Raw genomic sequence first — 14,003 nt, 5'->3', positions numbered from 1 at the left:
CGCGGCCACACGCAGCGCCCCGGCAGCGGCAATGCTCGTGCCGCGCCGCATCGTGTTGCGGCGGTTGAGTGCGGTCTTCTTCAGATCCGGCTTGCATCCGTTTTCATCATTGGACATTCTTCGCTCCCACTTCTGATTACACATCGGAAACCAACATGGCTCGTTGACGTATCCACCGGTTCCGCATGACGCGCGGCCGGGCGGTAGCGGCGGCAGTAATTCGGCGCGCACAGATGCGAGCCACCTTTGATTACTTTGCGCGGGATTTTGATGTCGGGCAGATAAGGATCGTAGCTCGTCTCTTCGCACCCGCCACGGGGATTTTCCGGGATACAGCAGGCTTTGCGGGCATCGGCTTCATGCTTCGGCGCGTACCAGTCAGTGGTCCACTCCCAGACATTGCCGATCATATCGTAGACGCCATAGCCATTCGGAGGAAACGCCGTCACTGGCGAGGTGCGTTCGAAACCGTCGGCGCAAAGGTTTTGCCGGGGGAACTCGCCCTGCCAGGTATTGGCCATGTGCTTGCCGCCCGGCGTGAACTCGTCTCCCCAAGCAAACTCGGCGCCATCGGCACCGCCGCCGCGCGCCGCATATTCCCATTCAGCCTCCGTCGGCAGGTCCTTGCCTGCCCACACTGCGTAGGCCAGGGCATCGGCGAACGTCACATGCACGACGGGATGATGATCGAGATTATTGATATTGCTCTTGGGCCCATAGGGATGCCGCCAGTCTGCACCCTTCAATAGAGTCCACCACTGACTCCAATCCTGAAGGTTGGTGATACGAGCAGGCGGCGTAAACACGAGCGAACCGGCGAAGAGCAAATGCGGCAAGCCACCTGGATAGTCTTTTGGATCGGGAACCGCCTCGGCGAATGTAACGTGACCCGTAGACTTGACGAAGTTCTTGAACTGCTGATTCGTTACCGGGGTCGGGTCTACCCAAAAGTCGCCGACAGTAACGCGATGAGCTGGTGCTTCGTCCGGGTAATGCCGATCCGACCCCATGAGGAATGTGCCCCCGGGAATGAGCACCATGTCTGCAAGAGACGGTGCAGCACTTCTCAATCCAGGTGGGCGTTCGACTGAACTCGACACACAAGCACCTACCCGGTTGTCAGCGATGCGAGTGTCTTGCTCACCGGTTCCTCCCCAAGGTGACTTACAATAGCCAGAAGCCCGTCCGGTGGAGAGTAGTCGAAGCGTCCTCCAGGTTCTATGCACTTCCGGCAAACCTCAGGGCAGGTTCGCGGAATTGGATCGTGCCGGCCCATGTCGCCTTCGGGTCAAGATGCGCCGTTTGAGCGCTCGACGTCGAACGGATTCGGCCGCAGTCGTCCGAAAGCTGACCTTATTTTCAGAGGGTTACCGGGGTGAAACTGGCCGGCCTCACTAACTGAGGAGGTCACGATGACCGAAGTGCTGAGCACCATCGAGAACATCTCCAAGCGCGTCCCTTGGAATAAGGGAAAGGTCGTGGGAGCAAAGCCGCCACTGCGTCCGAAGCACGTCTGGTCCATCCGGATGAAACTGCAAGTCGAAGGTCGGGTCCGGGATCTTGCTCTTTTCAATCTCGCCATCGATAGCAAGCTCCGCGGCTGCGACGTCGTGGCACTCAAGGTCGACGACGTCGCGCCCGGGGGTTATGCAGCGGACCGGGCCTCCGTTCGCCAAAAGAAGACTGGTCGGCCGGTCAAGTTCGAACTGACCGAGACAACGCGACAAGCGATCGACGACTACATGAAGGCGGCAAGTAAGAGGCCGGGAGACTATCTGTTCGTAGGCCGGCGGGGCCCAAGTTCCAGTCTAACCACTCGGCAGTACGCACGGTTGTTGTCCGATTGGGTTACCAGTGTTGGGCTCGATCCGCACCTGTTCGGAACACACTCCCTGCGCCGAACGAAGGCGACCCTGATCTATCGAAGGACCGGCAACTTGCGAGCCCTGCAGCTCTTGTTGGGCCACACAAAAATCGAGAGCACCGTTAGATATTTGGGCATTGAGGTCGACGACGCGCTCGCCATAGCGGAACAGATTGACGTCTGAAATAACCGGGCGGAGCGGACATGCTCTGCCCGTTGCTTTTGGCACCTTCGGGACAACAAAAGACATACTCCTTGAAGTTTCCGCTCAATTTGGTCTCTACTTACAGGACCCTTGGGGGACTACATGTCGGCGCAGCAATTTTCCGTCGTAAGGCTGTTTCATCGCCGGCTGCTACAGTCGCCTGTGCGTTGGGCGGCCCCATCCCCGCAACCGCGGAACCAGTTTCCCCCCGCGAGACGCAAGACTGCGCCGGTCCGATTTTCTCCACAACAGGTCCAAACGCCGAGCTTTACGGCGCAAAAGATGGCTATCCTCTTCCCGACATTACGGAGGCGCGGAGGCAAGGCGACCCTTGGGAGCCAAGATACCGTGTCGGCGCATTCACCCATATCGATCGTATCTATCCAACACGGTTCATCGAGCGAGCTGTGACGCCTTGGAAGTTCAAATGCTCAAGGGCAGAAGTTTACTACAATTTTCAGGGAAGCAAGTTTTCGCCCCTCGACTACATGTCGCGCAATCCGGTCACTGGCCTACTGATCGCCAAGGACGACCAGATTATCTTCGAGCGCTATCAGTACGCGCGAACTGATCAAGATCGGTTCGTATCCCAGTCGATGGTCAAGTCAATAACCGGCCTGTTGATCGGGATCGCCATCTCCGAGGGTGCGATTAAGTCGGTCGATGATATCCCCGAAACTTATGTGCCGGGCTTTATGGGCACCGAGTACGGCAGGACGCCAATCCGCGATCTGCTGCACATGTCCTCAGGCGTCGATTTCGGTGAAACGAGAGACGGAGGACGCGACCTCAATCGCCTGTGGAACGGCATGGGGATAGCGTTCCCGGAATGGAAGATGGGCACGGTTAAGAGCATCGTGCAATTCAATCAGCGTATCGCTCCATCGGGAACGAGATTTTACTACGCCAGCGTAGAAGCCGACGTGCTCGGCATGGTGCTTCAGAGTGCTGTCAACAAGTCAGCGTCCGACTATCTGCGCGAGAAAGTATGGGAGCCGATCCGGCGCGGAAGCGGATGCCAATTGGTTGATTGACTCAGAAGGATTTGAAGATTTGAACTGGGGCACTTCGGCTTCAATGCCGTTCTGCGCGATTACGCCCGGCTTGGGCGTTTGCTGGCGCATGATGGCGCATGGGATGGCAAGCAGATCGTTCCGGCGCAATGGATGATCGATGCAACGACCGTTCGAGCTTCGGATGGCTATCTGCAACCGGGCGCGGCGACGAAGAGATTTGGCTACGGTTATCTCTTGTGGCTGTTTCCCGGTGAGAGGCGACAGTTCGCGTTGTTAGGATACAAGGGTCAGTATATTTGCGTTGATCCGACCTCAAAGGTTGTCATGGTGCACACTGCAATTGAGGAGCCGGTACATCGAGACGAGCCATGGGTCCTATGGTCGGCACTGGTCGATCAGCTAGGCTGACAATAGCTCGGGACAAACTCGACAGATCGACCGCTTCGGGTCAATCGCTTCACTTTGACGGTCGGCCTGCCACTTCCGACCTTACCTCAACTCCGGACCCGTCGCTGCACCGCGCCAACCGACGCGATGGGCCAAAAAGGGAGCTCGTCGGCGATCGCAACCGCTGACCGCTTTCTCGCCAGGTGGCACTTGCGCCCGGTGAAGGAGCCGTCCACAGCATCAATGGGGGACGGGCATCCGATGAAAGGACGCCCGCCCCGACACCCAGGTCAGTTATGCGTCGCGCTGGCGCGGGCGTGCTGGATCGCCCGCTGCTCGTCAGCCGTAAGCTGCACCGGTCCGAGCTTGAAAGTGAGCTTGTTGAGCTTGCCTTCGAGGCGGAACGGCAACTGGTAGTCCTTGTCGTCGACGGACGTGCGGCTATCGACGCCCACGTCGAACGTTTCATCGATTGTGAGGAGGAATGGGGCTGTGTGCAGCAACGTGTTAGTGGCAACGTCCTTGTCATCCACCTTGAGAACGCCGGTTCCGCCTTTGCCGAAGCCGGGGCCATCGTATTTGAAGTCGAAAGCGATGATGTGCTTGCCCGGCGTGAGCGCCTGCTGACCTTCCCAGCGGAAGCGTTCAAGATCGAGGAAGTTGTAGGTGAAGACGGGCTTGCCCTTGAGCAGATACAGGCCATAGCCGCCGAAACGGCCTCCCATTGTGACGATCATCCCATCGCCGCCGTTCTGCGGAACGTCCACTTCAGCGGTGATGGTATAGGACTTGTTCAGGATGTCGGGTGCGTCGCTGTAGGGCACGCCGGATAGCTCCCCGGAGTAGTCGAAGGTGCTCCGTCCTGCCGTCGCGCTTGGCCTTGGCGTGACAACACGCTGGAGGACTGAGTTGTCGAGCGGGAGCACGTTGTACTTCGTCGCTTCCACCAGGAAAAGCTCCTGCAACTCGCGCAGCTTGTCCGGCCTCGTGGCGGCAAGATCGTTGTACTCGGAGTAGTCCTCCGTTAGATTGTAAAGCTCCCATTTGTAGCCATTGACGATGTCTGTAGGCAGCTTCACCGTGCCAAGGAGCCAGGGCGGCGCAGGCGGTGTCGTCGTGGCGATCCAGCCGTCGTGGTAGAGCGCGCGGTTCGCGAACATCTCGAAATACTGTGTCGTGCGCGTCGACGGCGCGTTGGCGTTCGCCTTGTCGAAGGTGTAGGCCATGCTCACACCTTCAATCGGCTTTTGCGCGATGCCGTTGACCATCAACGGAGCCGGTATCCCCGCTGCTTCGAGAATGGTCGGCACGATATCGATAAAGTGGTGGAACTGCGTACGGATGCCGCCGGCATCCTTGATGCGAGCCGGCCAGGATATCGCCATGCCCTGCCGGGTTCCGCCGAAGTGTGACGCCACCTGCTTGGTCCACTTGAACGGCGTATCGAACGCCCACGACCACGCCACCGACATGTGCGGATAGGTCGTGGCCGAGCCCCACGCATCGTAGTGCTTCATCTGTTCGGCGATCGGCAGATCGAGGATGCCGTTGTAGGCGGTGTACTGGTTGAACGTCCCGCGCGTCGTGCCTTCCGCGCTCGTGCCGTTGTCGCCGCTGATGTAGATGATCAGCGTGTTGTCGAGCTTGCCCATATCCTCGACTGCCTGGATGACGCGGCCGATTTCATGGTCCGTGTAGGCCGTGTAACCGGCAAACACCTCCGCCTGGCGCGCGAACAGCTTCTTCTCGTCGGCTGAGAGCGTGTCCCATTTTGGCAGTTCGTCCGGCCAGGGAGTGAGCTGTGCATTTGCCGGAATGACCCCGAGCCGCTTCTGGTTGGCAAAAATCTGCTCGCGCATGGCGTTCCAGCCCATGTCGAACTTGCCCTTGAACTTGTCGCTCCACTCCTTCTTCGGCTGATGAGGCGAGTGGCTGCCGCCGGGGACGTAGTAGACGAGGAATGGCTTGTCGGGGGCACTCGCGTTGAGCTTCCGCATATGGCTGATTGCCTCATCCGCCATATCGGTGATGAGGTTGTAGTCAGGCTTTCCAGTAAAGGGGAAAATCTGCGTCGTGTTCTGGTACAGCCAAGGATTCCACTGGTCGGTTTCGCCGCCCATGAAGCCGTAGAAGTAATCGAAGCCCATACCGCTCGGCCATTGTTCGAACGGGCCGGCGGCGCTGATCTGGTAGCTCGGCGTATTGTGGTTCTTGCCGAACCAGGATGTTGCATAACCGTTCTGCTTGAGAATGTTGCCGATGGTGGCGTTGTCCGGCCCGATGACGGAATCGTAGCCGGGATAACCGGTGGACTGCTCGGAAATGATACCGAATCCGACCGAGTGGTGATTGCGCCCGGTGATCAACGCCGCCCGCGACGGTGAGCACAGCGAAGTCGAGTGTATCTGCGTATAGCGCAGGCCCGCATTGGCGATTCGGTCCATCGCCGGCGTTGGGATCACGCCACCGAACGTGCCCGAAACGCCGTACCCCTGATCGTCGGTCATGATTAGCAGCACGTTCGGCGCGCCCTTCGGCGGGACCACCTGCGGCTGCCAATACGGCTTGGACTGGTCGGCTTGCAGGTTGATCTCGCCGCCGAACTTCGGCGGCGGCGGCGGAAGATATTTTCCGTCGATCGTCGTTGTCGCGCCGGGAGATCCCGGCGTGCCGGTGGTTTGTTGTGCCAAAGTCGGTACCGTTGTGAGTATCGTTAGCGTGGCGGCAGAGAGCAACAGCGCGGACGTGTTCACGATTCGCCTCCTTCTGTGCAGCAACTGTATGGCTTGTGTCAGCGAGGTCCTTGAACGCAGGTGGGCCGCAAGCACGTTCGCGGACCTGCATTCCAGACAGATCGACATGGGCAAGGATTGATATAGATCAAGCTATTCCGCTTCGGGTCGAAACGCGAAGAACTCAGGTTGAGCAAATCTGGTCCGCTCTGGCTCAATGAGCGGACTTCCGACCGCCGAGGCGCATTTCACAGATGGGCCAATTGGAGACATCGGTTGGGGGTAGCGCTCGCATACAGTCCGATCAATCGACCGGAGCAACGAACCCTCACCACTCTTTGAAGGTCGGTTCGATGCACCCTCCGCACACCCAAGGAAAAGTCCAATCGGCGGTACGCTTGGCGCTGTCGGGAATGTGCTTGCTCCAGGCGTCGGCCCTGACCGGATTGATCGATCGCCAAATGACCTCGAACTTCCCGGCGGCGTCGATCTTGCCAATCATGATCGGTTTCGAAAGGTGGTGGTTGGCGTTCATAACCTCTTCAAAGCCGCTTGGCGCCTTTACCCTTTGCCCGTACATGGCCTGTCGAACCGAATCGACGTCTGTCGTGCCCGCTTGCGCCACAGCCTGCGCCCACATCCTGAAGCCGACGAAGGTGGCCTCCATCGGGTCATTGGTCGTTTCATCCTTGCCTCCGGTGAACTCCTTCCACATTTTGATGAATGCGTCATTTTCGGGTGACTCGACTGAATGGAAGTAATTCCAGGCCGCTAGGTGGCCGGCCAAGGACTTCGCGTCCATGCCCAGTAGCTCGCGCTCGCCGACAGAGAATGCCATGACCGGAATGGAATTGGCGTCCACCTTTTGCGCTGCCAGCTCCTTGTAGAAATATGTATTGGCATCCCCATTGATGGTTGAAATGACCGCGGTCTTCTTCCCCTCGGTTCGGAACTTCTTGATGCGCTCAATAATCTCACGCCAGTCGGAGTAGCCGAATGGCGTGTAGATCGTCATGATGTCTTTCTGCGAAACGCCCTCTGAGGCGAGATAGGCTTCTAATATCCGGTTGGTCGTGCGCGGATAGACATAGTCGGTGCCGAGAAGAACCCACCTACGAACATCGCCGCCCTCCCTGCTCATCAGGTATCGAGCGGCCGGGATCGCTTGCTGATTGGGCGCGGCTCCCGTGTAGAAGATGTTGCGGGAGCTTTCCTCACCCTCGTACTGGACCGGATAATAGAGCAGGCCGTTCATTTGCTCGAAGACCGGGAGGACGGACTTGCGTGATACCGAGGTCCAACAGCCGAACACGACTGCGACCTTTTCTTTCGTGAGCAGATCCCGGGCCTTTTCGGCGAAGAGATCCCAGTCGGAGGCGGGATCGACAACAATCGGCACGAGTTTCCGCCCGAGCAAACCACCCCTCCGGTTCTGATCGTCAATCAGCATGAGAACCGTGTCCTTGAGCACCGACTCGCTGATGGCCATGGTGCCGGTAAGCGAATGAAGAATGCCGACCCGAATCGTGTTGTCGTCTGCGCCAGCTACAGGAGCGGCGAACAGCAGGAGCAACAAAAGCAATCCCCATCGGAGCCGGCGACGGGGCGCTGTCGACGACGAGGTCTTCATGCCCCTGCCTCAATGAGTTCGTAAATGAGGGTTGCCTTGGTCATGCCTTTGGCAATGACCGAACCGATCTCCTTGAACCGGAAGCAATACCGGGCTCGAGAGTAAACGTCCTCACTGGCGAGGATAACGGTTCCATGTTCCTTGTTCAGGCCTTCGAGGCGGGCGGCCAGATTCACTGTGCTTCCAAGGGCCGTGTAGTTCATCCGTTCGGCCGAGCCGAGGTTGCCGACCACGGCCTCGCCGACATGAATGCCGAACCGCGTGAAAAACGGCTGTAGGCCTTCGGATTCGAATTGGGCGTTAAGCTGTTCGCTGGCAATCTTGCCTGCAAGAGCTGCCCGACAAGCGCGCTCGACGTGATCGGGCTGTGGATTTGGGGCGTTCCAGAAAACCATCACCGCATCGCCGATGAACTTGTCAACCGTCCCGGCCTCGGCAAGAAAGGCCTCCGTTAACACTGTGAAATAGCGGGATGTCTGGTGCATGAGAGCATCGGGGTCCGACGATTCAGCAATGGTCGTGAAGCCGCGAACGTCGGTGAAGAGGGCGGTGATTTCTTGCCTGACGCCGCCAAGTTCACTGGAGATTGAATTGTCGACGACGCGCCTGACGAGCTCCTTGGGGACAAATCGCGAGAACGACCAGATTGCGCGCTGCGCCAGGCTCACGGTGAGGCCGAGCTCTTGAACCTCCTTAATGTATGAACCGACTGGTGAGCTGTCGGGGGCACGCAGCGTCTGGAGCTTGCCGGCTTGGACCGTAATGGTTTTCAAAGAACGTGATATCTTGCTCCCGAAAAACCAAACAGCTGGCACGAAGGCAGCGCAAGCGGCCACCGCGATGATTAGCCCGACGCGCTGCAACTTCTGGATATCCTTTACGAAATCATCTTGCTGCGCGATCATCAGAACGTTGACGCTAAACTGCTCACCCAGCTTGAATTTCCTCAGCCGGAAAAGAAAATCGAGCCCTCGCTCGCGAATACTTCCATCGTACTGGCCGTCGCCATTCCACGCTTTCAGGATCGACGCGGCCAGTCCACCGTCCATTTCCTTGAGGTTGAAAAGCTGCGGGTGCGAGGGATGCGTCATCGCATTTGCGACGAATTGCGCAAAATCGGGATGAGCAATAAGCATTCCGGCCTGATCAAAAATCAGGGCTGTTCCGTGCTCCCCTGGCCGTTGTGCATAGACGAAATCGCTGAAATCGTCGAGCTTGAGGTCGGCCGCGATGACGCCGCGCACTTTCCCCCGCAACGGCGCGCTCACGGTGATCACGGGTGCGCCGATGCTGAATGCAACGTAGGGCGACGATATGACGACCCGGTCGGCCTTGATCACGTCAATGTACCAAAACCGGTTACGTGGGTCGTAACCGTATTTCCACAGATCGAGCTGCTCGAGCTCGTTGCCTTGCGGGTCTTCGAAGATTCGTCGCATGGACAAGGCGCCGGATGAGGTAGGACGGATTATGCTAACGCTAACGGAAGCGCCCAGCGGCGCCCTTAGCTTCGCCTGTTCCTCCCCATTCAGTTGGTTCAAAGGCCGCACCTGCAACCAGGCTCCATTGTCGTAGCCGACATAGATTGAGTCCATTTTGGGCACTTCGAGGAGAGCGGTCTTGAACAGTGGAATTGCGCGGCCGATTTCCGATCTTTCCTCTGAATCAGCGACGCTTGAACTGCTCGACAGCACGTGAACAAGTGACGTGATTTTGGAGATTTCATTCTGAAGGCGCCCCAGCGTCTCTGCGCTGGCCGCATCCATGCGGGCGGACGCTGCTTCCTCGGCGGCCAGACGTAGGGTCCAGAACTGAATGAAGATCAAGAGTCCAGCCAGCGCGGCAATGAATGCCATCACAGCGAAGGTTATCGATGTTCGGAATGTGAACATCTTGCCGCGCCTTTCAGGACGTCCCGAGGCATACAGAAACGGGAGGGCTCAATTTCGGGTTGATCTAGATCAAAGGATGGTCGCGGTAGGGACGAGGATTGCTCCTCGCCCCCCGCCCAGATCCCGGCGAGCGCTGCTAACGCACCGGGCTCCTCCCTCGGGTTTTGGCGTCGAAACGGTGACAGGGCAGCGGGTGTAGTGTCTTAATTGGCGGAAAGAAGCGTTCGACGAGGCGGATGAAGCGCTCCCAGGAGAGATCGGCCTTCTGACTCCGTCGCCGAAGCGTCTTCAGCCAGAGCCACCGCACCTGATTGCAGAACCACCACGTGCTCGGGTGGTTACCCGAGACGGCAAAGTAGTTCAGATGCCCTTGCAGCATCTGCTTCACCCAGGCTCCGGTTTGCGTGACGGGGTCGTGCATACGCTTGCGCAACTCCATCTTGATCGCCTTGAGCTTGGCTCGCATGCGCTTCTTGATCGTCTTGCGCCCGATGACGAAAGAGCCCCACTTGCGTGATCGCGTGCAGAAGTGGGTGAAGCCCAAGAAATCGAACGTTTCGGGCTTCCCTTCTCCACTTCTCTCACGTTGCTTGGCCGCGTGACGACCGAAGCGGATCAGCCGGGTCTTGTCCGGGTGCAACGCCAGTTCGAACGAGCGCAGTCTTTCGTGCAGGTCCTGCAGAAAGGCCTTCGCCTCATGCTCGTGCTCAAAGCCAACGATCGTATCATCGGCAAAGCGCACGACGATCATGTCGCCGGTCGCTTTGGTCTGGCGCCATCTGAGGACCCACAGATCGTACGCGTAGTGCAGGTAAGCGTTGGCAAGGATCGGTGAAATCACCGCCCCTTGCGGGGCGCCGCACTGACTGCGCGTCACGCGTCCATCCTCAATGATGCCGACCTTGAGCCACTTTGCAATCAGGCGCAGGATGCGCTTGTCCGCGATACGGTGCTCGAGGAAACGGATGATCCACGCGTGGGCCATGGCATCGTAAAAGCCCCGGATATCCGCATCGAGCACCCAGTTCACTTGCTTCCTGAGAATGCCGACGTGAAGAGCGTCCAGCGCATCGTGCTGACCGCGCCCCGGTCGAAATCCATAGGAAAAACCGACGAAGTCTTCCTCGTAGATGGCTTCCAGAACTGTCGCGACCGCCTGCTGGACGATCTTGTCCTCGACACACAAGATGGCGAGCGGCCGCTGAGATCCATCCGCCTTCGGGATGTAGGTCCGTCGGGCCGGGCGGGCGCGGTAGCTACCCTTGTGTATGCGGTCGTGCAGATCCGTCAGTTTCTCTTCGAGGTTTTCTCCGTAGGCCTGCCACGTCACGCCGTTGATGCCTGGCGCCGAGTCTTGCTCAAGTGCGCAGTAACTCTGCTCCAGGAGGTCGACGGTGATGTGATGCAGCAGTGCGGTGAACCGCACACTCTTGCTCTGTCGCGCCGCTTGGCGCACGGCGGCAAGCCCGTTCGACGCGGTACCCCGGCGCTGTGTCCGGGCCGCGGTCGTCTGGCCGCCGTTCCCCTCGGGCGAGGTCCTTTCCTCCACGGCCTTCGCTGAGGGCGCACCCTCTTTGTTCGGCCGCTTCATCGGTAATACTCCCTCGTCCGACTTCTCATCCGCGTACGTGCTCATCGTTCGGCTGTCGCCTTCATGAACCGGTCCGGCGTGCCTCTCCGGACACGGATGAGATCTCCCAGTTTCCGTGCGAAGAACTTCTCCACGTGCACAAGGTCTCCGACTGCGCGAGGTTCTTCCCATGCAAGCCACTACGCCATGGGACGATGTTGCCTTCTCTTCAACGGAACGAGATCGGCACCTCGAAATTGGACCCGTTTCGCAGCTCAATACTTGGCCCGTGGTCTCCCCTGTGAACGCTTCACGTCGCCCCTCGCGGGACGCCGCGCATCACTCGGGGTCGGGGTGGTTGGCTAGATCTTCCCCGTGGGGGACTTGCACCTCCTATTCTTTGCCAGCGAACTGGCGCACTCCGTTCAGGGTCATTTTCGACCGTTTCAACAGGGATTGTCGGCGGGCTGATGTCCGCTGCTGCCCGTAAGCGCCCAACTGGCGCCTGCCTCGAAGCGTTGCGGCGGACCAGATCACTGTGATTCAAGCTTCCAAACTGGGGGCTCGAATCATGCGCTACGAACTCGCCGATCATGAATGGATTGCCATCAAGCCCATGCTGCCGAACAAGCCGCGTGGAGTTCCTCGGGTGAACGACCGTCGTGTCCTCAATGGCATCTTCTGGGTCTTGCGCTCTGGAGCACCTTGGCGTGATCTTCCCGATATGTTTGGTCCGTACACCACCTGCTACAAGCGCTTCGTTTGTTGGCGGCGGGCTGGCGTTTGCGGCCGCATCATTGATGCGCTTGCCGCTGCCCATGACGCCGCTGTTCAGATGATAGACACCTCCATTGTCCGCGTGCATCAGCACGGGGCCTGCATCACAAGGAACGGGCGCCAATCGATGGGCCGGTCACGCGGTGGTCTAACGACCAAAATTCATGCGGTAGTCGATAGCAATGGTCTGCCCGTGCGGCCGGCGCTTAGCCCGGGTGAGGCCCATGACGTCCAGCTTGCCGGAAAACTGCTGTCTCGTCTGAAATCCGGGTCAATGCTGCTTGCCGACCGTGGCTATGACGCCGACTGGATCAGAGAGCTTACCATGAAGAAGGGCGCATGGGCCAACATCCCGCCGAAAAGCAATCGCAGCGATCCGATCTGCTTCAGCCCCTATCTCTACCGCGCTCGCAACCCTAGCGGCCGTAAGAGCCGTCAGGTCTGTATTCGGGACCAATGGCAGCATCGAGGTAAGCGCGACCAAGTCCGCAACGGGTCATTTGCTTGGAGCGGCCAGCGGCGCTGAGGCAATCTCCACGATTCTCGCTCCTCGCGTTCAGATGGCGCCTGACACTAACTCTCGATAACCCTGATCCAGAACCGAGGGCATCGATCCGGTCACCGATGATGCCAAGAGCCTGGCGATGGAGCATGCCGGCTCCAACGCGCTTCGGCGGGATGACTGCGAGTGCCATCTTCAATCGATGGACGGAACAGTAGTCGGCTCGACGGCCGTTCCCTCCGAAGTCCTATCAGGTGAGAGATCGGATATCAGGACAAGCAGGGCAACCAGAATGGACATCAGGGCGAGGACAAGCTCGCCACGGCTCCATCTTCATGCTCCCCGCCTCCGTTTGCGGGCACGGCACAATTACTGGCAACAACGGGCGCGTCACGCCGCTATCTGGCTCAACCCACGGCATAGCGAATAACCTCCCCACCTTGTCGTCGAGCGCACGCAATAGCGAGCCCTTCGGCATTACCATACGACGTGAGAGCCCTTTCTACCTTTTCGGATCTAGGGCGCACGCACGCAACCCGGCTGGTCTACGAGAATTGAACGTCCGAGATATCGATCGATACACCCGGGGCGTTGGCAACGGGCGTGTTATCTTCGTTGCGGCGATAGGCGCGACGTTTGGTCGGAACCTTGATGCCGTCGAAATCGCGGTAGTCCGACATATAGTGGGCCGTCGGGATTCCTCCGGTCACGTCGGCGAAATAATCCATTCGCGTAATAAATCCGGTCCCTGCCGACGTGAAACACTTGAACCGAAGAGTGTGTCGGGACCGACTCCGGAAACGTCACCTTGAGACGCCGCCACGATTCCCCGTTCTCATTCCAAGGGTCTATCTCTTCAGTGACGAACCCGGGAAGGGCGAACATGAACGGTGTGTTCAGATAATTCCACATCGCGTAGCCGCTGAAATATGCGAGTTGCAGGTCGTCCCAAGGAGTTGCGGGCGTGTGGCCCTCGAAAGAACTACGTGGATTCGCCCGCTCTCGCAGTCGAGTGCCATCGTCTACTCTCTCGATTGCGACAAGATCGGGGCGATAGAAGCTCCGGAGGCCTTGGGCCGTGAATGCCTATGAGGGCCTCTACCATTACCTGAAGGCGATTAAGGCTGCAGGCAGCATGGACATGCAGGCGGTGATGGCCAAGATGAAGGAGCTCAAGGTCGACGACCCGACGGGGACAAACGGGATACCTTCGCGAGGATGGCCGTGTTATCCGCGACATGTATCTCTTCGAGGTAAAGTCGCGAGAGGAATCGAAATACCCGTGGGACTATTTCAAGAGAGTTGGGACCCTCCCCGGCGACCAAGCATATCGCTCGCTTGCTGACGGCAAGTGTTCGTTCGTGTCGAAGAACAACTGACAATCCGCTGGCAGACCGGTTGTCTGCCTCTCCATTGACTTGGCTGCTG

9 protein-coding genes and 2 pseudogenes are annotated in these 14,003 nt (G+C 58.8%); 5 read left to right on the top strand and 6 right to left on the bottom strand.

All coding sequences use genetic code 11. The annotated features are described in order from the left end of the window. Positions 1-80: 80 nt before the first annotated feature. Positions 81-1,070 (bottom strand): formylglycine-generating enzyme family protein, encoded by a 990-nt coding sequence (locus tag FNJ47_RS08260; protein WP_488226089.1) that lies wholly within the window; start codon positions 1,068-1,070, stop codon positions 81-83. Between the two features lie 342 nt (positions 1,071-1,412). On the opposite strand from FNJ47_RS08260, the gene FNJ47_RS08255 reads away from it, so the two are divergent. Further along, positions 1,413-2,048 carry a tyrosine-type recombinase/integrase gene (locus FNJ47_RS08255; protein ID WP_163152435.1) on the top strand — a complete coding sequence of 212 codons (636 nt, stop codon included), beginning with the start codon at positions 1,413-1,415 and terminating at the stop codon, positions 2,046-2,048. Positions 2,049-2,068: 20 nt separating this feature from the next. Next, a pseudogene (locus tag FNJ47_RS51105) lies at positions 2,069-3,493 on the top strand (serine hydrolase domain-containing protein). A gap of 269 nt (positions 3,494-3,762) precedes the next feature. Here FNJ47_RS51105 and FNJ47_RS08240 read toward each other — a convergent pair. The 4 genes from FNJ47_RS08240 to ltrA form a co-directional block, all read right to left on the bottom strand. Next, positions 3,763-6,210: an arylsulfatase gene (locus FNJ47_RS08240; RefSeq protein WP_430649365.1), complete on the bottom strand. Its 2,448-nt coding sequence runs from the start codon at positions 6,208-6,210 to the stop codon at positions 3,763-3,765. A gap of 322 nt (positions 6,211-6,532) precedes the next feature. Next, positions 6,533-7,834 (bottom strand): urea ABC transporter substrate-binding protein, encoded by a 1,302-nt coding sequence (urtA, locus tag FNJ47_RS08235; RefSeq protein WP_163152428.1) that lies wholly within the window; start codon positions 7,832-7,834, stop codon positions 6,533-6,535. Continuing rightward, positions 7,831-9,726: an adenylate/guanylate cyclase domain-containing protein gene (locus tag FNJ47_RS08230; protein ID WP_163152426.1), complete on the bottom strand. Its 1,896-nt coding sequence runs from the start codon at positions 9,724-9,726 to the stop codon at positions 7,831-7,833. Before FNJ47_RS08230 ends, urtA begins: the two co-directional genes overlap by 4 nt. Before the next feature lie 136 nt (positions 9,727-9,862). Next, complete coding sequence (gene ltrA, locus FNJ47_RS08225; protein WP_347341630.1) at positions 9,863-11,317, bottom strand: group II intron reverse transcriptase/maturase; 1,455 nt, start codon at positions 11,315-11,317, stop codon at positions 9,863-9,865. A 550-nt stretch (positions 11,318-11,867) separates the two neighbouring features. On the opposite strand from ltrA, the pseudogene FNJ47_RS08220 reads away from it, so the two are divergent. After that, a pseudogene (locus tag FNJ47_RS08220) lies at positions 11,868-12,488 on the top strand (IS5 family transposase); the annotation flags it as partial. Next, a complete protein-coding gene (locus FNJ47_RS54650; protein WP_430649364.1) occupies positions 12,439-12,660 on the top strand; it encodes a hypothetical protein in 222 nt (73 codons plus the stop codon). The pseudogene FNJ47_RS08220 and the gene FNJ47_RS54650, both read left to right, overlap by 50 nt. Before the next feature lie 460 nt (positions 12,661-13,120). Here the strand turns inward: FNJ47_RS54650 and FNJ47_RS08210 are convergent, their stop codons facing one another. After that, on the bottom strand, positions 13,121-13,303 hold the full coding sequence (locus tag FNJ47_RS08210) for a hypothetical protein (RefSeq protein ID WP_163152424.1): 183 nt from the start codon (positions 13,301-13,303) through the stop codon (positions 13,121-13,123). Positions 13,304-13,653: 350 nt separating this feature from the next. On the opposite strand from FNJ47_RS08210, the gene FNJ47_RS53860 reads away from it, so the two are divergent. After that, positions 13,654-13,920 (top strand): ABC transporter substrate-binding protein, encoded by a 267-nt coding sequence (locus FNJ47_RS53860; protein ID WP_347341629.1) that lies wholly within the window; start codon positions 13,654-13,656, stop codon positions 13,918-13,920. The last annotated feature ends 83 nt before the right edge of the window (positions 13,921-14,003 follow it).

The sequence above is a fragment of the Bradyrhizobium uaiense genome (assembly GCF_010811875.1).
Taxonomy (GTDB): Bacteria; Pseudomonadota; Alphaproteobacteria; order Rhizobiales; family Xanthobacteraceae; genus Bradyrhizobium; species Bradyrhizobium uaiense.
The sequence above is the reverse complement of the archived record's forward strand: the minus strand, read 5'-3'. Positions and strand labels throughout refer to the sequence as shown.

Coding starts and splice junctions, on each gene's coding strand:
- FNJ47_RS08230 (WP_163152426.1), bottom strand. CDS start 9,726: ATGTTCACATTCCGAACATCGATAACCTTCGCTGTGATGGCATTCATT.
- urtA (WP_163152428.1), bottom strand. CDS start 7,834: ATGAAGACCTCGTCGTCGACAGCGCCCCGTCGCCGGCTCCGATGGGGA.
- FNJ47_RS08255 (WP_163152435.1), top strand. CDS start 1,413: ATGACCGAAGTGCTGAGCACCATCGAGAACATCTCCAAGCGCGTCCCT.
- ltrA (WP_347341630.1), bottom strand. CDS start 11,317: ATGAAGCGGCCGAACAAAGAGGGTGCGCCCTCAGCGAAGGCCGTGGAG.
- FNJ47_RS08210 (WP_163152424.1), bottom strand. CDS start 13,303: ATGGATTATTTCGCCGACGTGACCGGAGGAATCCCGACGGCCCACTAT.